This is a genomic window from Mycobacterium sp. NGS22, from assembly GCF_059813095.1.
Window position 1 is genome coordinate 134,318 of the sequence record NZ_JCALDY010000010.1, and the last position, 19,248, is coordinate 153,565.

The following is a 19,248-nucleotide window of genomic DNA, read 5'->3' on the forward strand; positions in this document are numbered from 1 at the left end:
ATGGATCTGAACACGTTGGTCGCCCAGGCCTCGGCCGTCCTGGACGAAGCGGTCGAGCCGTTTCTGGCCGGGCATCGGGCCGACTCGGCGGTTGCCAAGAAAGGCAACGACTTCGCAACCGAAGTGGACCTCGCGATCGAGCGGCAAGTCGTCGATGCGTTGGTCGCAGCCACCGGAATCGAGGTGCACGGCGAGGAATTCGGCGGTGCCGATTTCGACTCGCCGTGGGTGTGGGTCCTGGACCCGGTGGACGGCACGTTCAACTATGCCGCCGGGTCGCCACTGGCGGGGATCCTGCTGGGACTGCTGCGCGAGGGTGAGCCGGTGGCCGGATTGACCTGGTTGCCGTTCACCGGTCAGCGCTACACCGCGGTGGTGGGTGACCGGCTGCTCAGAAACGGTGTGCCGCGCCCGTCCTTGGCTAAAGGCGAACTGTCCGATGCGTTGGTGGCGGCCGGATCGTTCAGCGCCGATTCGCGCGGCCAGTTTCCCGGCCAGTACCGGTTGACGGTGCTGGAGAACCTCAGCCGGGTTTCGTCCCGGCTGCGCATGCACGGTTCCACCGGACTTGACCTGGCCTACGTTGCCGACGGAATCCTCGGTGGGGCAATAAGTTTCGGTAGCCACGCCTGGGACCACGCCGCCGGAGTCGCCTTGGTGCGGGCCGCCGGGGGCATCGTCACCGACCTCGCCGGCCAACCCTGGACCCCGTCGTCGCGCTCGGCGCTGGCCGCCGCACCCGGGGTGCATGACGAGATCCTCGCCATCCTGCGCGCCGCCGGCGAACCGGAAGACTACTAATGCCGAGCAGACACAAAAGTCCCCGACACGCCGAGCAAAATGGAGCTTTTGCGTCTGCTCGCCACATGTCGGTGAGCGACCTCGCGGTGCGGGTGATCCCATGCCTGGATGTCGACGACGGGCGCGTCGTCAAGGGCGTCAACTTCGAAAACCTCCGGGACGCAGGTGATCCGGTGGAGCTGGCGGCCGCCTACGATGCCGAGGGCGCCGACGAACTCACCTTTCTCGACGTCACCGCCTCCTCGGCGGGGCGCACCACCATGCTCGACGTGGTGCGCCGCACCGCCGAGCAGGTCTTCATTCCGCTGACCGTCGGCGGGGGAGTGCGTTCCGTGGCCGACGTCGACGTCCTGCTGCGTGCGGGAGCGGACAAGGTGTCGGTCAACACCGCAGCCATCGCCCGTCCGGATCTGCTGGCCGAGATGGCACGGCAGTTCGGTTCGCAGTGCATCGTGTTGTCCGTCGACGCACGTAAGGTGCCGGCCGGTTCGGCGCCGACCCCGTCGGGTTGGGAGGTGACCACCCATGGGGGTCGGCGCGGCACCGGCATCGACGCGGTCGGGTGGGCGACCCGAGGTGCCGAACTCGGTGTGGGGGAGATCCTGCTGAATTCGATGGACGCCGACGGCACAAAGGCCGGATTCGACCTGCCGATGCTGCGTGCGGTGCGCGCGGCGGTGACCGTGCCGGTCATCGCCAGCGGCGGCGCGGGAGCCGTGGACCACTTCGCACCCGCGGTGGCCGCTGGTGCCGATGCGGTGTTGGCGGCCAGCGTGTTTCATTTCCGGGAGCTCACGATCGGACAGGTCAAGGCCGCGATGGCCGCGCAGGAGATCACGGTCCGATGAGCCTGGACCCCCGGATCGCCGCACGGTTGAAGCGCAACGCCGACGGACTGATCGCCGCCGTCGTGCAGGAACGGAGCACCGGCGATGTGTTGATGGTCGCCTGGATGGACGACGACGCTCTGGCGAGGACTCTGGAAACCCGTGAGGCGACGTACTTTTCGCGGTCCCGCGGCGAGCAGTGGATCAAGGGCGCGACATCCGGGCACACCCAGCGCGTGCACTCGGTGCGGTTGGATTGCGACGGCGACACCGTGCTGTTGACCGTCGACCAGGTGGGCGGGGCCTGCCATACGGGGGATCACACCTGCTTCGACGCCGCGGTGCTGCTGGAAAGCGACTAGCGCGGCCCCACGTCGAGGCCATCTACCGCGGCGAGCGCTGCGTCGGCCCATTCATGTTGACTCAGAGCGGGTCTGATGTGCTGCTGTCGGATTTCGGCAACATCGATCGGCTTGCCTTTGGTCAGCGTCGGCGGTACTTCGAAGGCGAAAGTGGGTTCGTCGGGGGCGACGGCGATGGCCAGGATCGCCTCGTTGCCGTTGAATCCGTACTCATCCATGAAGCCCTTGGCCCACGCGACCGGATCGCGGCTACCGAAGTCGTTGACGTAAACCACGTACAGACTGATCCGCCGACTCTTGAACAAGCCATCGACGGCACGCTCGACCTTGCCGCGGTCGTAGGGCTTCAACACACGTGCTTGGTCGGTGACCTGGTCAACCCGGGGCGCGGGTTTGGCCGGCGCCGACGTACTGCCGCCCGGCGGTGGCAACGACCTCGAGGTGGCGCTGGAAGCCTCACCCGGCGGACTCGCGGCCTGGTTGCCGGGTTTCACCGTCAACACCACCACCCCGAGGATCACGGCGACGCCGACCAGGGCCATGGCTGTCAGCGTGGCGATCAACGTCCCGTGCCCCCCTGCGCGATGCGGAGGTGGGACGAGTGGCGCGGGGGCGTTGATAGGCATCGGCGGCATCGGCACCATGCCGGGCGGGGCCGCCAGCGCGGCGGCCAATTCCGAGCACGACGCGAACCGTGCCGCCGGGTCCTTGGACATCGCTCTGACGATGACCGGATCGAGGTGGGCGAGGTCCGGGCGCCGTGCGCTGATCAGCGGCGGCGGCGCCGAGAGATGCTGGGTGATGATCACCGCGGGACTGGTGTGGTCGAACGGGGCCACACCGGTGAGCAGTTGATAGGCGGTGCAGCCGAGCGCGTACTGGTCGACCCGCCCATCCAGGTCGAAGCCCTGCAGTTGCTCGGGCGAGCAGTAGGCGGTCGTGCCCATGGTGATGTTCGTGGCGGTCAAACCACTGCTTTGGCCGAGTTCGCGGGCGATACCGAAATCGGCGAGCACGATCCGTCGGCGCGGGTTGGCGTCACCCAACAGGATGTTGGCCGGTTTGACGTCGCGGTGCAGCAGGCCACGGGAGTGCGCGTAGTCCAGGGCGTCGGCCACGGCCGAGATGATCTGCACGACGTCGGGCAGCGGAATTCCGGTCGGGTACTGCTCGTGGAGCAATCTGGCGGCGTCGGTCCCCTCCACGTAGTCCATCGAAAGCCACAGTTGTCCCTGGTATTCGCCGCGGTCGTGGATGGTGACGATGTGCTGGTTGTGCAGAGTGGCGGCCAGTTCGGCCTCGCGGTTGAAGCGTTGGCGGTACTCGGAATTCGCGGTGAGTTCGGCGGGCAGGATCTTCAACGCGTCTTGCCGGGGGAGTCGCGGGTGTTGCGCCAGGTAGACCTGGCCCATGCCGCCGGCGCCGAGCCTACGCACGATGGTGTAGCCGGCGAACAGCTCGCCCGCTGTCAAGCCTTCGCCATGGCCATCGCTTGTCGGCATGTGAGCATGCTACTGAGCCGTCCCGCCTCGGCGCGGGGCAATGCCCGCAGTGGTGCGTCCAAGTCTTCGCGCGGCGGAAGGCGCCACGTGGGGGGGTCGAATCCGGGTGCCGCCGATTCGACGGACGTCGGCGGACGCGCCGGTCCGTCATCCGGTCTCAGCGACCGCTGTCTGGGAACGAAAGCAGTTGCGGCTGCACGTGATCAGGGCATACCAGATCGGGTACGCGCCAAATGGTTCTGTGCCACCAGCCATTCCCGCCGTGCTTGAGTTTCAGAAAAACCAATTACACTGTGGGACAACAAACTTCACGGACCACATGCCTGCGCGTTATCGCCGCAGACCCCGGACGCGGAGGCGTTCGACGTCAACGGTTCCGCAAGGTCTCCAGCGCCTTGTCGGCGTGGGTGTCCATATTGAACTCGCTGGAGATCACGTCGAGCACCTTGCGGTCGGTGTCGATCACGAACGTGGTGCGCTTGACCGGCATCAGCTTGCCCAGCAGACCACGCTTGACGCCGAACTGGGTGGCGACGGTGCCGTCGGCGTCCGACAGCAGCGGGTAATCGAAGTTCTGGGTATCGGCGAACTTGGCCTGCTTCTGCACTTCGTCGGTGCTGATGCCCACCCGGTTGGCGCCCGCGGCGGCGAATTCGGATGCCAGGTCGCGGAAGTGACAAGCTTCTTTGGTGCAGCCCGGCGTCATCGCCGCCGGATAGAAGAACAGCACCACGGGTCCGTCGGTCAGCAGGTCGCTGAGTCTGCGCGGTGTGCCCGTCTGGTCGGGAAGCTCGAAGTCGGCCACGGTGTCACCAGTTTTCATGGCCGTCACGCTACGCCAGCCCATCTGATTGGATGGTCCGGTGCACGCCAACCTCGCAGCCACGACGACCCGGGAGGACTTCCGTGTGCTTGCGGCGGAACACCGGGTGGTTCCGGTGATCCGCAAGGTCTTGGCCGACAGCGAAACTCCGCTCTCGGCGTACCGCAAGCTCGCCGGCAGCCGGCCGGGTACCTTTCTGCTCGAATCCGCCGAGAACGGGCGGTCGTGGTCCCGTTGGTCGTTCATCGGGGCCGGTGCGCCGACCGCGTTGACGGTGCGCGACGGACACGCGGTGTGGCTGGGCGCGGCTCCCAAGGACGCGCCCACCGGCGGCGACCCGCTGAACGCTCTGCGCGCCACGCTGGAGGTGCTGGCCACCGCCGCCATGCCCGGACTGCCCCCGCTGTCCGGTGGCATGGTGGGGTTCTTCGCCTATGACCTGGTCAGACGGTTGGAGCGGCTGCCGGAATCCGCCGTCGACGATCTGCGGCTGCCGGACATGTTGCTGCTGCTGGCAACCGACATGGCGGCCGTGGACCACCACGAGGGCACCATCACCTTGATCGCCAACGCGGTGAACTGGAACGGCACCGACGAGCGGGTCGACTGGGCTTACGACGATGCGATCGCTCGCCTGGACGTGATGACCGCAGCGCTGAGCCAACCGCTGCCGTCGACGGTGGCCACCTTCGACAAGCCCGAGCCCGCGCACCGCGCGCAACGCACGGTCGAGGAGTACAGCGAGATCGTCGACTACCTGGTGGAGCAGATCGCCGCAGGTGAAGCGTTCCAGGTGGTGCCGTCGCAGCGCTTCGAGATGGACACCGACGTCGATCCGATCGACGTGTACCGCATGCTGCGGGTCACCAATCCCAGCCCGTACATGTATCTGCTGCAGATACCGAAAAGCGATGGCACCGTGGACTTTTCCATCGTCGGTTCGAGTCCGGAGGCGTTGGTGACGGTGCAGGACGGGCGGGCCAGCACCCATCCGATCGCCGGGACCCGTTGGCGCGGCCAGACCGACGAGGAAGACATCCTCCTGGAGAAGGAGTTGTTGGCCGACGACAAGGAACTCGCCGAGCACCTGATGCTGGTCGATTTGGGGCGCAACGATCTGGGCCGGGTCTGCACACCGGGCACCGTCCGCGTCGAGGACTACAGCCACATCGAGCGCTACAGCCACGTGATGCATCTGGTGTCCACCGTGACGGGCCTGCTGGCCGAGGGCCAGACTGCACTGGACGCGGTGACCGCCTGTTTCCCGGCCGGCACCCTGTCGGGTGCGCCGAAGGTGCGGGCCATGGAGCTGATCGAGGAAGTCGAGAAGACCCGCCGCGGTCTGTATGGCGGGGTGGTGGGTTACCTCGACTTCGCCGGCAACGCGGACTTCGCGATCGCCATCCGCACCGCGCTGATGCGTGACGGGAAGGCCTACGTCCAGGCCGGCGGCGGCGTGGTAGCCGACTCCAACGGACGCTACGAGTACAACGAGTCGAGAAACAAGGCGCGGGCTGTGCTGAACGCGATCGCCGCCGCCGAGACGTTGACGACTCCGATTTGCGATGCGAGCGGCGGTGGCTGATACCGGTCGCCGCGCCCGAATGACGCTCGGGATCGCCCAGTTGCTGCTGGTCGTTGCCGCCGCCGCGCTCTGGGCGGCCTCGCGCCTGACCTGGGTGGTGGTGCGGTCTTTCGACGGTCTCGGACAACCCAAGGACGTGGCGCTGTCCGGCGCCACCTGGTCCTCGGCGTTGTTGCCGTTGGCGATCGTCAACCTGGCGGCCGCGATCGCGGCGTTGGCCGTGCGCGGCTGGCAGTTGCGCGTGCTGGCGGTCTTGCTGGCGGCGTCCAGCTTCGCCATCGGCTACCTCGGGGTCAGCCTGTGGGCGGTACCGGATGTGGCGGCCCGCGGAGCCGATCTCGGGCATGTTCCGCTGGTGACGCTGGTGGGAAGTGCACGCCACTACACCGGTGCGGTGATCACCGTGCTGACGGCGGTGTGCACGTTGATCGCCGCGGCGTTGTTGATGCGGGCGGCCAAGGTCGCCGGCCCGTCGCGCTCGGGCAGCACGAAATATCTCCCACCGGCAGCGAGGCGGTCGATCGCCCGCCGCGACGACACCGAAGCCGACGGGTCGCAGCTGTCGGAACGCATGATCTGGGACGCGCTCGACGAAGGCCGCGACCCCACCGATCGCCGGGACGACTCGGACAGCGAGGGGCGGTGACGGACCCTGACCCGACGGTCGCTACCCTTCTTGAACGTCGGCGAAACCGGCTGGCGAGCGTTGGGTCACGGGAAAGGAACACGGCAGGCATGAGTCCGGCATCCGTGCTTGACTCCATCCTCGAGGGAGTCCGCGCCGACGTCGCCGCGCGCGAAGCCCGCGTGAGCCTCTCGGAGATCAAGGCCGCCGCCGCTGCCGCGCCTAAACCGCTGGACGTGATGGCCGCACTGCGCGAGCCGGGGATCGGTGTGATCGCCGAGGTAAAGCGCGCCAGCCCATCCAAGGGTGCGTTGGCGCCCATAGCCGATCCCGCGAAGTTGGCCCGCGCCTACGAGGACGGCGGCGCGCGGATCATCAGCGTGCTGACCGAGGAACGGCGCTTCAACGGCTCGCTCGACGACCTCGACGCGGTGCGCGCCGCGGTGTCGATTCCGGTGCTGCGCAAGGATTTTGTGGTGCAGCCCTACCAGATTCACGAGGCGCGCGCGCACGGTGCCGACATGCTGCTGCTGATCGTGGCGGCGCTGGACCAGTCGGCCTTGGTGTCGATGCTCGACCGCACCGAATCGCTCGGCATGACCGCGCTGGTCGAGGTGCACACCGAGGAAGAAGCCGACCGCGCGTTGAAGGCCGGCGCCAATGTAATCGGCGTCAACGCCCGCGATCTCGCCACGTTGGAGGTCGACCGGGACTGCTTCGCGCGCATCGCTCCCGGGTTGCCCAGCAAGGTGATCCGGATCGCCGAATCCGGTGTGCGCCACACCGGTGACCTGTTGGCCTATGCCGGTGCGGGCGCCGACGCCGTGTTGGTGGGTGAGGGTCTGGTGAAAAGCGGTGACCCGCGCGCGGCCGTCGCCGACCTGGTGACCGCCGGAACTCACCCGTCCTGTCCGAAGCCGTCGCGCTAGCCGTTGATGTGCCGCGTGCGCGTTGAGTCTTTGTGATGGCAGATCTGTCGGGCCCGGATATTCCGCGCACCAGCGCCGCCGTCGTCGAACGCACTCAGCACGACCCTGATCCCGGTGGGCATTTCGGTGTCTATGGGGGGCGCTACGTTCCCGAGGCGCTGATGGGGGTGATAGACGAGGTCACCACCGCCTACGAGAAGGAACGTGTCGACCAGGATTTCCTGGACACCCTGGACAAGTTGCAGGCGCACTACGCGGGCCGGCCGTCGCCGCTGTACGAGACGACGCGGCTCGGTGAGCACGCGGGCTCGGCGCGGATCTTCTTGAAGCGAGAAGACCTGAACCACACCGGTTCTCACAAGATCAACAACGTCCTGGGTCAGGCCCTGCTGGCCCGGCGGATGGGCAAGACCCGGGTGATCGCCGAGACCGGCGCCGGCCAACACGGCGTCGCCACCGCCACCGCGTGCGCATTGCTCGGCCTGGACTGCATCATCTACATGGGTGCGGTCGACACCGCCCGCCAAGCGCTCAACGTGGCACGGATGCGGCTGCTCGGCGCGCAGGTGGTTTCCGTTGAGACCGGATCGAGAACGCTGAAAGACGCCATCAACGAAGCGTTCCGGGACTGGGTGACCAACGCCGACAACACCTACTACTGCTTCGGTACCGCCGCCGGGCCGCACCCGTTCCCGACCATGGTGCGCGACTTCCAACGCATCATCGGGCTGGAGACGCGTGCCCAGATCCAGGAACAGACGGGCGGGCTGCCCGATGCCGTCGTGGCCTGTGTGGGCGGGGGATCCAACGCGATCGGGATCTTCCACGCCTTCCTCGACGATCCGGGCGTGAAGTTGGTCGGTTACGAAGCCGCCGGCGACGGCGTCGAAACCGGACGGCACGCAGCGACATTCACCGGCGGATCGCCCGGGGCGTTCCAGGGCTCCTACTCCTATCTGCTGCAGGACGAGGACGGCCAAACCATCGAATCCCATTCCATCTCGGCCGGTTTGGATTATCCCGGTGTGGGACCCGAACACGCGTGGCTCAAGGACATCGGGCGCGTCCAGTACGAGCCGATCACCGACTCCGAGGCGATGGAGGCGTTCGGCCTGCTGTCTCGCTCCGAAGGCATCATTCCGGCCATCGAATCCGCGCACGCGGTGGCCGGTGCCCTGAAACTGGGTGCCGAATTGGGCAGGGGCGCGGTCATAGTGGTGAATCTGTCCGGTCGCGGCGACAAGGACGTGGAGACCGCCGCGAAATGGTTCGGCTTGTTGGACAAGTGATGACGGTGCAGCAGAGCGAAGCAAGCAGGCTGGGGCCGGTGTTCGGTTCGTGCCGGGCGCAGGCTCGTGCGGCGCTGATCGGTTACCTGCCCACCGGCTATCCCGACGTGCCGACGTCGGTGCAGGCGATGACCGCTCTGGTCGAATCCGGTTGCGACATCATCGAAGTGGGCGTGCCGTATTCCGACCCGGGCATGGACGGGCCCACCATCCAGCGGGCCACCGAGCGGGCGCTGGCCGGGGGAGTCAGGGTCCGGGACACCTTGGCCGCGGTCGAGGCGATCAGCGCCGCCGGTGGGCATGCGGTGGTGATGACCTATTGGAACCCGGTGCTGCGCTACGGGGTTGACGCATTCGCTCGCGACCTGGCCTCGGCGGGCGGGCAGGGTCTGATCACCCCCGACCTGATTCCCGACGAGGCGAAGACCTGGCTGGCGGCATCCGACGAGCACGGGTTGGACCGCATCTTTCTGGTGGCGCCGTCGTCGACACCGGAACGGTTGGTGACTACCGTCGGGGCTTCTCGTGGATTCGTCTACGCCGCGTCGACGATGGGCGTGACCGGTGCACGTGACGCGGTGTCACACGCGGCGCCGGAACTGGTGGGGAGGGTGAAAGCTGTGTCGGACATACCCGTCGGGGTCGGCCTGGGTGTGCGTTCGGGCGAGCAGGCTGCGCAGATCGGCAGCTACGCCGACGGCGTGATCGTCGGGTCGGCCCTGGTTTCGGCGCTGGGGGACGGTCTGCCGGAGTTGCGAGCACTGACCGAAGAGCTCGCCGCCGGTGTGCGCGGGGAGCTGCGGACATGACGGCGGCCATGTCCGAGACGGTGCTCGCCTACATCCCCAGCCCGCCGCGCGGGGTCTGGCATCTGGGGCCGTTGCCGATTCGCGCTTACGCGTTCTTCATCATCACCGGAATCCTGGTCGCGCTGGTCATCGGGGACCGGCGCTGGGCGGCACGCGGCGGTGAACGCGGCGTCGTCTACGACATCGCGCTGTGGATGGTGCCGTTCGGTTTGATCGGCGGGCGGCTCTACCACCTGGCGACCGACTGGCGGACGTATTGGGGGCCCGGCGGCGCCGGACTGGGTGCGGCGCTGCGCATCTGGGACGGCGGCCTGGGTATCTGGGGTGCGGTGGCCCTCGGGGTCGTCGGCGCCTGGATCGGGTGTAAGCGGCGGGGAATTCCGCTTCCGGCCTTCGTCGACGCGGTTGCTCCCGGAGTCGTATTGGCCCAAGCCATCGGCAGACTCGGCAATTACTTCAACCAGGAACTGTACGGGCGCGAAACGACGCTGCCGTGGGGCCTGGAGATCTACTACCGTCGAGACCCCAGTGGATTCATCGACGTTCATTCGTTGGACGGCACGTCGACGGGGGACCTCGCGTTCATCGTGCAACCGACGTTTCTGTACGAATTGATCTGGAACGTCCTGGTATTCGTGGCGTTGCTGTACCTCGATCGCCGCTTCACGCTCGGCCACGGGCGACTGTTCGCGTCCTACGTCGCCTTGTACTGCGTCGGGCGATTCGTGGTCGAGTTGTTGCGCGACGACACGGCCACCCACATCGCCGGCATCCGGATCAACACGTTCACATCGACTTTCGTCTTCGTCGCGGCCGTCGTCTACATCATGCTGGCGCCTAAAGGTCGCGAGGACCCGGCGTCGTTGCGCGGCAACCTGGCCGAGGATGAGGAGTCGCCGGAGCCCGAACCGGCCAAGGAATTGGCGGATGTCGCTGCGACGTCGGCGGCGGCCGGTGGGGACGGTGCCGGGGTCGCCGAGACTGAGTCTGAGACGACGGCTGTGGTGTTGACCAAAGAGCCTCAGGTTGCCGACTCCGATGCGGAGGACGCGGCGAGTGAGTCGCCGGAAGGCGAAGCGGAAGAACTCGAAATCGCTGAGGCCGAGGCTGCGCTTGACGCCGAGACGCCAGATGCCGTCGAGGAGGCCGCCGAAGCCCTAACGGAACAAGCTGACGGCGGTGAGCCCGAGGTAGCGATCGGGGAAACCGATGACGCCGTCGAGGAGGCCGCGGACCCAGGCGTCCAGCCTGACGTCCAGCCGGAGCCCACGGAGTTGGACGCCGAGGCAGCAGATGCCGCCGAGGAAACCGAGGCCGCCGAACCCGAATTTGAGCCGGTCGAAGATCAGGCGGCTGACGCGGTAGCGGAACAAGCTGACGCCGACGAGCCCGAGGCAGAGATCGGGGCAGCAGATGCCGTCGAGGAAGTCGAGGCCGCCGAACCGGAGTCTGAGCCGGTTGAAGATCAGGCGGCTGACGCGGTAGCGGAACAAGCTGACGCCGACGAGCCCGAGGCAGAGATCGGGGCGACCGATGACGCCGTTGAGGAAGCCGCGGTCGCGGACGCCCAGCCCGAGCCCGGCCCGGACGAGGCCGCGGAAACTGAACCGGAAGCAGCAGAAGCGGAAGCCGAAATCGCTGAGCCCGAAGCCGTTGCACCCGAGGACGACGAAGCCGCAGAGCCCCAGCTCGAACCCGAACCCGAACCCGAGCCCGAGCCCGAGCCCGAGCCCGAGCCCGAGCTCGAAGGCACGGTTGCGTCCGAGGTAGGCGAGTTGGAGACCGAGGCAGCCGCGGACGCTGCCGAGGAAGCCGAAGCGGCCGCAAGCCCTGAGGCAGACGAGTCCGCACGCACCGCCGTCGATGTGCCGGCGGAACCCGACGACGCACCTGACGAGCAAGCGGCGGATGCGTCAGCTCACGAGACCGAACCCGAGGCTGAAACCGCGACAACCCAGCCGGCGGACGAGGCCACTACCGACCAGGAGAGGCCGCCGGGTCCGGAGGCCGCGACAGAAGAGACAGCCAGCACAGAGCGGCAGCGTTGGCGGTTCCGCCTCCGACGGCAACGACCCTGACTCTTCCACCAACGCGCGACCGCGACGGCAACACCACGGATCTGGCATGCTGAACCCGTGACTGACCAGCCCTGGGCCGCTGCCGAAGAGCCCGCCTCCCCCCGACGGGAATCGGACTATTCTGCCCCGCAGTACCCGCCGCCCTATCCGCCAGCACAGCAATACGGTGGTCCCGGCGTTCCGCACGATCCGTCGGCACCATTCGGCCGGCACCCCGTCACCGGGCAGCCGTATTCGGACAAGTCCAAGATCATCGCGGGCCTGCTCCAACTACTGGGCCTGTTCGGCATCGTCGGCATCGGTCGCATCTACGCCGGGCACACCGGGCTCGGCATCGCGCAGTTGATCGTCGGCTGGGTGACCTTCGGTGTCGGCGCCGTCATCTGGGGCGTCATCGATGCGGTGCTCATCCTCACCGACAAGGTCACCGACCCGTCGGGCCGCCCGCTACGCGATGGAACCTAGTCCGCCACCGGCGGCCTCTGGCGACCAGCACCACCGGAGCTACGCGCGCTACGGCGGCGTCGCAGCAGCCGTCGTCCTGGCTGGTGCCCTGATCTACGTCGGCATTGCCGATCCGCACAACCCGGACTCGGTGTACCCGCAATGCCCGTTCAGATTGCTCACCGGCTGGAACTGCCCGGCCTGTGGGGGCTTGCGGATGACCCACGATCTGCTGCACGGCCACTTCGCGGCAAGTATCGACGACAACCTCTTCCTGCTGGTCGGGCTGCCGCTGCTGGCGCTGTGGATCCTGGTGCGGCGCCACCGTCGCCAGTCGTGGCTGCCCGTGCGGACCGGAATAACGGTTCTCGTCGCGGCTACCGCGTGGACGGTGGCGCGCAATCTGCCTAATTTTCCTTTGGTGCCAACCGTTCTCAGCGGCTGACGGGGCGACATCTGCCCAGGTCGGACCGTCAGATCGACAGATTCCGCGCCGGCCCGTCAGGCGCGTCGCGCATTTCAGACACTCCGATGACAACGAGCACGACTATGCTTTGTCGTCGTGACTAGACGCGGAAAGATCGTCTGCACTCTCGGGCCGGCCACCCAAAAGGACGAGTTGGTCAAACAGCTTGTCGAAGCCGGTATGGACGTCGCCCGAATGAACTTCAGCCACGGCGATTACAGCGACCACGAAGCGGCCTACAAGCGGGTCCGGGCCGCCTCGGACGCCACCGGCCGGGCGGTCGGCATCCTGTGCGACCTGCAGGGGCCCAAAATCAGGCTGGGCCGTTTCGCCGACGGCCCCACGGAATGGGCAGACGGTGAAACCGTGCGCATCACCGTCGCCGACTGCGAAGGTAGCCACGACCGGGTGTCCACCACCTACAAGAGGTTGTCCCAGGACGCCACTCCCGGCGACCGCGTGCTGGTCGACGACGGCAAAGTCGGACTGGTGGTGGAAAGCGTCGACGGTGACGACGTCGTCTGCAAGGTGGTCGAGGGCGGACCGGTCAGCAACAACAAGGGCATCTCGCTGCCCGGCATGAACGTCTCCGCCCCAGCCCTGTCCGAGAAGGACATCGAGGACCTGACGTTCGCGCTGAAGCTGGGTGTGGACATGGTCGCGTTGTCGTTCGTGCGGTCGCCTTCCGACGTCGAGCTCGTGCACGAGGTGATGGACCGGGCCGGCCGTCGGGTGCCGGTGATCGCCAAGCTGGAAAAACCCGAGGCCATCGACAACCTGGAAGCGATCGTGCTGGCCTTCGACGCCGTCATGGTCGCCCGCGGCGACCTGGGGGTCGAACTTCCGCTGGAAGAGGTGCCGCTGGTGCAGAAGCGGGCTATCCAGATGGCCCGGGAGAACGCCAAGCCGGTCATCGTGGCGACCCAGATGCTGGATTCGATGATCGAGAACTCGCGCCCGACCCGCGCCGAAGCGTCCGATGTCGCCAACGCCGTATTGGACGGCGCGGACGCGCTGATGTTGTCCGGGGAGACCTCGGTGGGCAAGCATCCGTTGCAGGCGGTCCAGACGATGTCGCGGATCGTGTGCGCGGTCGAGCAGAACTCGACGGCCGCACCGCCGCTGACGCACGTCCCGCGCACCAAACGGGGCGTCATCTCCTACGCCGCCCGTGACATCGGGGAGCGGTTGGATGCCAAAGCGCTGGTCGCGTTCACCCAGTCCGGGGACACCGTGCGCCGACTGGCCCGGCTACACACGCCGCTGCCGTTGCTGGCCTTCACCGACCTGCCGGAAGTCCGCAGTCAGCTCGCCATGACCTGGGGTACCGAAACGTTCATCGTCCCGCACATGAAGTCCACCGACGGCATGATCCGCGAAGTGGACCGGTCGATGCTCGAACTCGGCCGCTACAAGCGCGGCGACCTGGTCGTCATCGTGGCCGGCGCGCCTCCCGGCACCGTGGGCTCGACCAACCTGATCCACGTGCACCGGATCGGCGAGGACGACGTGTAGTTGTCTGACTTTCAGGAACTGCTGAGGGTTCTGGATCTCGTTTCGGTCGACGACGACCGCTTCGTCGGTTCGCATCCCAGCAAGAACCCGATGCGGACCTTCGGCGGACTACTGATGGCGCAGTCCTTCGTCGCCGGCACCCGCACACTCACCCGTGACGACCTGCCCCCGAGCGCACTGTCGGTGCACTTCGTCAATGGTGGTGACACCGCCAAGGACATCGAGTACCACGTGGTGCGGCTACGCGACGAGCGGCGCTTCGCCAACCGGCGTGTCGACGCGGTGCAGGAGGGGGTGTTGCTGTCCAGCGCGATGGTGTCCTACATGTCCGGCGGTCCAGGGCTCGAACACGGCGTCGAACCCCCGCAGGTCGCCGAGCCGGACTCGGTGCCGCCGCTGGCCGAGCAGCTGCGCGGCTACGAAAAGACCGTCCCGCTGTTCGTCAACGCGCTGCAACCCGTGGAATGGCGCTACACCAACGACCCCGCCTGGGTGATGCGGGACAAGGGCGACCGGCTGGATTACAACCGGGTCTGGCTCAAGGCCAAGGGTGAGCTGCCCGACGATCCGGTCCTGCACACCGCGACCCTGCTGTACTCCTCGGACACCACCGTGCTGGATTCGGTGATCACCCGGCACGGATTGTCGTGGGGATTCGACCGCATTTTTGCGGCGTCGGCCAACCATTCGGTGTGGTTTCACCGCCCGGTCAATTACAACGACTGGCTGCTGTATTCGAGTTTGTCGCCGGTGGCCGCCGATTCACGCGGGCTGGGTACCGGGCACTTCTTCGACCGCTCCGGGCAGGTCGTCGCCACCGTCGTGCAGGAAGGTGTACTGAAGTACTTTCCCCGCTCAACCGAGAGGTAGTGCGGCGCAACGAATGTCGCGGGACAGGTGGTGGGTCGCGACAACCACGGTCCGGTCCGGTCCCAGCAATCCAGACTGCGGATCCAGCAGGTCACGCAGCATCGACTCGGCGTCGTTCTTGTCCAGGTGCTCGGTCGGTTCGTCGAGCAGCAGGATCCGGGCCGGGCACAGCACCGCCCGCGCCAGCAGCAGCCGTCTGCGCTGGCCCGCCGAAACCGCTTGCGCGCCACCGGTCAGCACGGTGGAAAGACCGTCGGGCAGATCGGTCAGCCAGGCACCCAAACCCACGGCCGTCAATGCCGCCGTCAATTCCTCGTCCGTGCAGTCGCCGCGGGCGACCAACAGGTTGTCCCGGACCGTCGTGGCGAACAGGTGCGCGTCCTCGGCGAAAAAGCATATCGCACAACGCAGTTCGTTCTCGGTGAGCTGCCGAGGGTCGATTCCGTCCAGGGAAACGTGCCCGTGTACCGGTGGTAGCAGACCGGCCAGTGTCAGCAGCAGCGTGGTCTTACCGGAACCGCTGGCTCCGGTGACCGCGAGCCGGCCACCGGGTGCCAGGTCGAGCACGGTGCGGTGCGACTGCGTGGCATCGTGACCGCAGCACACCTCGGCCGACAACCCACCCGACGGATGCGGCAGCGCCGCCGTGGCGTCCACTGCGGCCTCGGCAGGCGCCAGATCCAGCAGGCGACGGGCCGCGATCCGCGACCGGGTCAACTGGACCGCGGCGGCGGGAAGCGCGGTGGTGGCTTCGAATGCCGACAGCGGCAACAACATCAGGACGGCCAGGGTGGTCGGCGCGACCGCGGGGGCCATGCTGATCCCGGCCACGGCGGCGCCGAGCACGCTGAACCCGATGGCTGCGGTCGGCAGGGCTTCGGCGACAGCGGCGGGCCGCGCCGCCGCATCCAACGCATCACCCCAGGCCCGTTGCCGCCGTTGGGCTTCGGAGATGAATCGCGGCAGTACGCCCCCGACCCGAAGTTCGGCAGCGTGTTCCAGGGCGAGCATGGCCGCGGTGTCGCGTTCCGAGTGATGGTGCCGGGCAACGGCTTCCTGGCCGGCGGCGGCCCGTCCCGCCAACCAGGGCGCGATTACCCCGGCGACGACGAGGCAGGCGGCCAGCACCGCCGCTGCCGCGATCGAGATGACCGCGACGACGGCGACGGCGGCCACCGACAGCACCGCCGCCACCCCGGCCGGCACCACGGCACGGACCAACACCTCGGCCAAGGTGTCGACGTCGGCGCCGACCCGGGCCACCAGTTCCCCGCTGTGCAGCCGAACCGCTTGCTCGGCGGGCCCGGTGGCCAGCCGTCGGTAGATCCGGGCACGCGCCGTGGTCGCGGCGCGTAGCGCGGCGTCGTGGGTGACCAGACGTTCGCAGTAGCGCAGCACGCCCCGCGAGATCGCGAACGTCCGCACCGCCACCACCGCGACGGACAGATCCAGCACCGGCGGCATCTGCGAGGCGCGGGTGATCAGCCACGCCGACACCCCCGCCAGGGCCAGCGCACTGCCCAAGGACAGCACCCCGAGCGTGATGGCCGCCAGGATGCGGGATAGTCGCGGCCGCAACAGGTCTGACGCGGCGAGCAGGGGATCAGACCGGCGCATAGCGTGCCTCATTCCCGGCGCTCACTTCGACGACGCGGTCACCGGCGGCGACGACTCGCTCGCGATGCCCGACCAGCACCACGGTCGCACCCGCGCGGGCACGTGCGACGATCGCTCGCAGTACCCGGTCCTCGGTGGCTTCGTCCAGATGCGCGGTGGGTTCGTCGAGCAACAGCACCGGGGCCCCCGATCCCAGCGCCCGGGCCAAGCCCAGCCGTTGCCGCTGCCCGAGCGACAGCCCAACCCCGCCGCGTCCCAGCACGGTGTCCCAGCCGTCGGGCAACCCTTCCAGCACGGTGTCGAATCCCGATGCGGTACAGGCGCTTTGCGGGTCATCCACTTCGCCGAGCAACATCAGGTTGTCCCGCACCGTCCCGGGCACCAGCACCGGACGCTGCGGCAACCAGGACAGCTGAGTCCACCACTGCTCGGGTGCCAGTTCGGTGACGTCGACCCCGGCCACGGTGACACGACCGGACGACGGCGCGACCAGCCCGGCGATGACCTGCAGCGTGGTGCTCTTTCCGGCGCCGTTGGGACCGGTCAGCACCGTCACCGTGCCCGGCTCGATGACGGCGGTGAGGCGCTGCGGTGCGTGACCGTGCCGGGACACGACACTGAGGTCTTCCAGCTGGATCCTTGCGCCAGCGGCGCTGACGGTCTGCCGGTCGCTGCGCGACGGCACCGGTTCACCGATGAGCGCGAACGCGCGGTCGGCGGCGGCCCTACCGTCCTGCGCGGCGTGAAACTCCACTCCGATACGCCGCAGCGGCCAGTACACGTCGGGTGCGAGCAGCAACACGGTCAGACCGACCGTCAAGCTCATCTCACCGAACACCAGACGGAGTCCGATGCCGACGGCGATGAGCGCGACGCCCAGCGTGGCCAGCAGCTCGAGGACCAGAGCCGACAGGAAGGCGATGCGTAACGTGGCCATCGTCGAACGTCGATGGGCCGCACCGAGTTCGGTGATGCGCCGCTCGGGTCCCGCGGCCCGGCCCAACGCCCGCAGGGTGGGGATGCCGGCGATCAGATCCAGCAGCTGCGCCTGCAACGTGGTCATGGCTTCGAGCGCGGCGGCCGATCGTTCGGCCGTGGCCAATCCGATCAACACCATGAAGACCGGTATCAGCGGCAGCGTGATCAGCACGACAACCGTGGATTTGAGGTCGTATGACGCGATCACCGCAACGGTCGCCGGGGTCAGGATGGCGGCCAGAATCAGGGTCGGCAAGTAGCCGGTGAAGTAGGGCCGCAGACCGTCCAGTCCGCGGGTCACCACCACGGCGGCCGAATCGCGTTGTGCTGACACGGTATTGGGTTGCCGTGCCGTCACCGCGGTCAGCACCTGCCCGCTGAGGTCGGCGATCACCGCGCTGGCCCCGCGTTGACCCAGCCGAGCCTGCAGCCAGTGCGCCACCGTGCGGACAGTCCAGAGCGCCAGCAGGATCGCCAGGGACGCCAGCCAGTGCCGAAGGTGGCGCGCCGAGGGATCGGTGGCCACTCGCGCGACGATGCCGGCCAGCACGACGGCCGAGCCGATGGCGCAGCCCGAGATCACCACGCCGCAGGTCACGCTGGCGGCCAGGTAGCGGCGCAACGCGGTCGACGCCCGCCACAATCGCGGGTCGAGCGGGCCTCGCGAGCTCCGCGCGCTCAGGACGGGCGCCTCGTCAGACCGATCGACGGCGGTATCCGGTCGACCGAGATACGTTGCCGGAAAACCCAATACGTCCAAGCCTGATAGACGATCGTCAACGGTGTCATCAGCGCGGTGACCCACGTCATGATCTTGAGCGTGTAATCCGTCGACGAAGCGTTGTAGATGGTGACGTTCCACTGGCTGTTTAGGGTCGACGGCACCAGGTTCGGGTAGAGCGAACCGAACAGCAACACCACGACGCCCACGACCACCAGCAGAGTGCTGACGAACGCCCAGCCATCGGACGCGCGCGACCACACCAGCAGCACCGCCGCCAGCTGAGCCACCACCGCCACCCCCAACGCCGCCCACGTCCAGTCCTTGCCATGCGCCAGCTGAGTCCAGACACCAAACGTCGCAACCACGATCGTCACCGGCAGGGCCAACCACCGGCCGAACCGGAGGGCATCGTCGCGGATGTCACCGGCGGTCTTCAGCGAGACGAACACCGACCCGTAGAACATGAACAATCCGGCGGTGGCCAGGCCGCCGAGCAGCGTGTACGGGTTCAGCACGTCACCGACGGACAAGTCGATGCGGCCGTCGGCGTCCACCGGAAGTCCGCGCACCAGGATCGCAAAGGCCGTGCCCCACAGGACCGCGGGCAGCCAGGAACCGGCGGCGATGGCGAAGTCGGCCCAGCCCCGCCACCTCGGGTCGTCGACCTTGCCGCGCCACTCGATGGCCACGACGCGCACGATCATGCCGAACAGGATGGCCAGCAGCGGCAGATACAGGGTGGAGAACACGGTGGCGTACCAGCCCGGGAAGGCGGCAAACATGGCCGCGCCGGCAGTGATCAGCCATACCTCGTTCGCGTCCCAGACCGGCCCGATGGTGTTCAGCGCGGCGCGTCGGTGCGCCTCGCGGTCACCCTTGCCCACCCGGGCGAACGGCGCCATCAGCATGCCGACGCCGAAGTCGAAACCCTCGAGCACGAAGAAGCCGAGGAACAGCGTCGCGATCAGGCCGAACCACAACTCTTGGAGATTCATCGTCAGCTC

General features: G+C 67.7%; 18 protein-coding genes. 13 read left to right on the forward strand and 5 right to left on the reverse strand.

The window, feature by feature from the left end; all coding sequences use genetic code 11:
* The 3 genes from AC5Y47_RS11910 to hisI all read left to right on the forward strand — a co-directional run bounded on the left by AC5Y47_RS11910 (position 1) and on the right by hisI (position 1,990).
* The gene (locus AC5Y47_RS11910; protein WP_499944188.1) at positions 1-801 is read left to right on the forward strand and encodes an inositol monophosphatase family protein; all 801 of its coding nucleotides are present in this window, start codon (positions 1-3) and stop codon (positions 799-801) included.
* Between the two features lie 65 nt (positions 802-866).
* The gene (gene hisF, locus AC5Y47_RS11915) at positions 867-1,649 is read left to right on the forward strand and encodes an imidazole glycerol phosphate synthase subunit HisF (RefSeq protein WP_499944189.1); all 783 of its coding nucleotides are present in this window, start codon (positions 867-869) and stop codon (positions 1,647-1,649) included.
* Positions 1,646-1,990, forward strand: a complete 345-nt coding sequence (hisI, locus tag AC5Y47_RS11920; protein WP_499944190.1) for a phosphoribosyl-AMP cyclohydrolase — start codon at positions 1,646-1,648, stop codon at positions 1,988-1,990. The genes hisF and hisI overlap by 4 nt, the downstream gene beginning before the upstream one ends.
* Here hisI and AC5Y47_RS11925 read toward each other — a convergent pair.
* Positions 1,987-3,492, reverse strand: coding sequence for a protein kinase domain-containing protein (locus AC5Y47_RS11925; protein ID WP_499944191.1), 1,506 nt, complete (start codon positions 3,490-3,492; stop codon positions 1,987-1,989). The genes hisI and AC5Y47_RS11925 overlap by 4 nt on opposite strands.
* Before the next feature lie 367 nt (positions 3,493-3,859).
* Entirely contained in the window at positions 3,860-4,315 is a 456-nt protein-coding gene (locus AC5Y47_RS11930; protein WP_499944192.1) for a peroxiredoxin, read from the reverse strand.
* 40 nt (positions 4,316-4,355) lie between these two features.
* Here AC5Y47_RS11930 and AC5Y47_RS11935 point away from each other — a divergent pair, with 40 nt between their 5' ends.
* The 10 genes from AC5Y47_RS11935 to AC5Y47_RS11980 all read left to right on the forward strand — a co-directional run bounded on the left by AC5Y47_RS11935 (position 4,356) and on the right by AC5Y47_RS11980 (position 14,925).
* Positions 4,356-5,900 (forward strand): anthranilate synthase component I, encoded by a 1,545-nt coding sequence (locus tag AC5Y47_RS11935; protein ID WP_499944193.1) that lies wholly within the window; start codon positions 4,356-4,358, stop codon positions 5,898-5,900.
* The gene (locus tag AC5Y47_RS11940; protein ID WP_499944194.1) at positions 5,881-6,546 is read left to right on the forward strand and encodes a TIGR02234 family membrane protein; all 666 of its coding nucleotides are present in this window, start codon (positions 5,881-5,883) and stop codon (positions 6,544-6,546) included. Before AC5Y47_RS11935 ends, AC5Y47_RS11940 begins: the two co-directional genes overlap by 20 nt.
* Positions 6,547-6,635: 89 nt before the next feature.
* Complete coding sequence (gene trpC / locus AC5Y47_RS11945; RefSeq protein ID WP_499944195.1) at positions 6,636-7,454, forward strand: indole-3-glycerol phosphate synthase TrpC; 819 nt, start codon at positions 6,636-6,638, stop codon at positions 7,452-7,454.
* A gap of 35 nt (positions 7,455-7,489) precedes the next feature.
* On the forward strand, positions 7,490-8,743 hold the full coding sequence (gene trpB / locus AC5Y47_RS11950; protein WP_499944196.1) for a tryptophan synthase subunit beta: 1,254 nt from the start codon (positions 7,490-7,492) through the stop codon (positions 8,741-8,743).
* Positions 8,740-9,552: a tryptophan synthase subunit alpha gene (trpA, locus tag AC5Y47_RS11955; RefSeq protein ID WP_499944251.1), complete on the forward strand. Its 813-nt coding sequence runs from the start codon at positions 8,740-8,742 to the stop codon at positions 9,550-9,552. Before trpB ends, trpA begins: the two co-directional genes overlap by 4 nt.
* A gap of 8 nt (positions 9,553-9,560) precedes the next feature.
* Entirely contained in the window at positions 9,561-11,630 is a 2,070-nt protein-coding gene (locus AC5Y47_RS11960; protein WP_499944252.1) for a prolipoprotein diacylglyceryl transferase, read from the forward strand.
* A gap of 57 nt (positions 11,631-11,687) precedes the next feature.
* Positions 11,688-12,095 carry an NINE protein gene (locus AC5Y47_RS11965; protein WP_499944197.1) on the forward strand — a complete coding sequence of 136 codons (408 nt, stop codon included), beginning with the start codon at positions 11,688-11,690 and terminating at the stop codon, positions 12,093-12,095.
* The gene (locus tag AC5Y47_RS11970; RefSeq protein ID WP_499944198.1) at positions 12,085-12,519 is read left to right on the forward strand and encodes a DUF2752 domain-containing protein; all 435 of its coding nucleotides are present in this window, start codon (positions 12,085-12,087) and stop codon (positions 12,517-12,519) included. Before AC5Y47_RS11965 ends, AC5Y47_RS11970 begins: the two co-directional genes overlap by 11 nt.
* A 117-nt stretch (positions 12,520-12,636) precedes the next feature.
* Positions 12,637-14,055: a pyruvate kinase gene (pyk, locus tag AC5Y47_RS11975; protein ID WP_499944199.1), complete on the forward strand. Its 1,419-nt coding sequence runs from the start codon at positions 12,637-12,639 to the stop codon at positions 14,053-14,055.
* Complete coding sequence (locus AC5Y47_RS11980) at positions 14,056-14,925, forward strand: acyl-CoA thioesterase II (RefSeq protein ID WP_499944200.1); 870 nt, start codon at positions 14,056-14,058, stop codon at positions 14,923-14,925.
* On the opposite strand, the gene cydC is transcribed toward AC5Y47_RS11980, so the two are convergent.
* The 3 genes from cydC to cydB are packed head-to-tail and all read right to left on the reverse strand — an operon-like array spanning position 14,911 to position 19,239.
* A complete protein-coding gene (cydC, locus tag AC5Y47_RS11985; protein WP_499944201.1) occupies positions 14,911-16,542 on the reverse strand; it encodes a thiol reductant ABC exporter subunit CydC in 1,632 nt (543 codons plus the stop codon). The two genes, AC5Y47_RS11980 and cydC, sit on opposite strands and share 15 nt — an antisense overlap.
* Positions 16,529-18,142 (reverse strand): thiol reductant ABC exporter subunit CydD, encoded by a 1,614-nt coding sequence (gene cydD, locus AC5Y47_RS11990; RefSeq protein ID WP_499944253.1) that lies wholly within the window; start codon positions 18,140-18,142, stop codon positions 16,529-16,531. The genes cydC and cydD overlap by 14 nt, the downstream gene beginning before the upstream one ends.
* 56 nt (positions 18,143-18,198) lie before the next feature.
* Positions 18,199-19,239, reverse strand: a complete 1,041-nt coding sequence (cydB, locus tag AC5Y47_RS11995; protein ID WP_499944202.1) for a cytochrome d ubiquinol oxidase subunit II — start codon at positions 19,237-19,239, stop codon at positions 18,199-18,201.
* Positions 19,240-19,248 lie beyond the last annotated feature (9 nt).

Coding starts and splice junctions, on each gene's coding strand:
- AC5Y47_RS11910 (WP_499944188.1), top strand. CDS start 1: ATGGATCTGAACACGTTGGTCGCCCAGGCCTCGGCCGTCCTGGACGAA.
- hisF (WP_499944189.1), top strand. CDS start 867: ATGTCGGTGAGCGACCTCGCGGTGCGGGTGATCCCATGCCTGGATGTC.
- hisI (WP_499944190.1), top strand. CDS start 1,646: ATGAGCCTGGACCCCCGGATCGCCGCACGGTTGAAGCGCAACGCCGAC.
- AC5Y47_RS11925 (WP_499944191.1), bottom strand. CDS start 3,492: ATGCCGACAAGCGATGGCCATGGCGAAGGCTTGACAGCGGGCGAGCTG.
- AC5Y47_RS11930 (WP_499944192.1), bottom strand. CDS start 4,315: ATGAAAACTGGTGACACCGTGGCCGACTTCGAGCTTCCCGACCAGACG.
- AC5Y47_RS11940 (WP_499944194.1), top strand. CDS start 5,881: ATGCGAGCGGCGGTGGCTGATACCGGTCGCCGCGCCCGAATGACGCTC.
- trpC (WP_499944195.1), top strand. CDS start 6,636: ATGAGTCCGGCATCCGTGCTTGACTCCATCCTCGAGGGAGTCCGCGCC.
- trpB (WP_499944196.1), top strand. CDS start 7,490: ATGGCAGATCTGTCGGGCCCGGATATTCCGCGCACCAGCGCCGCCGTC.
- AC5Y47_RS11960 (WP_499944252.1), top strand. CDS start 9,561: ATGTCCGAGACGGTGCTCGCCTACATCCCCAGCCCGCCGCGCGGGGTC.
- AC5Y47_RS11970 (WP_499944198.1), top strand. CDS start 12,085: ATGGAACCTAGTCCGCCACCGGCGGCCTCTGGCGACCAGCACCACCGG.
- cydC (WP_499944201.1), bottom strand. CDS start 16,542: ATGCGCCGGTCTGATCCCCTGCTCGCCGCGTCAGACCTGTTGCGGCCG.
- cydB (WP_499944202.1), bottom strand. CDS start 19,239: ATGAATCTCCAAGAGTTGTGGTTCGGCCTGATCGCGACGCTGTTCCTC.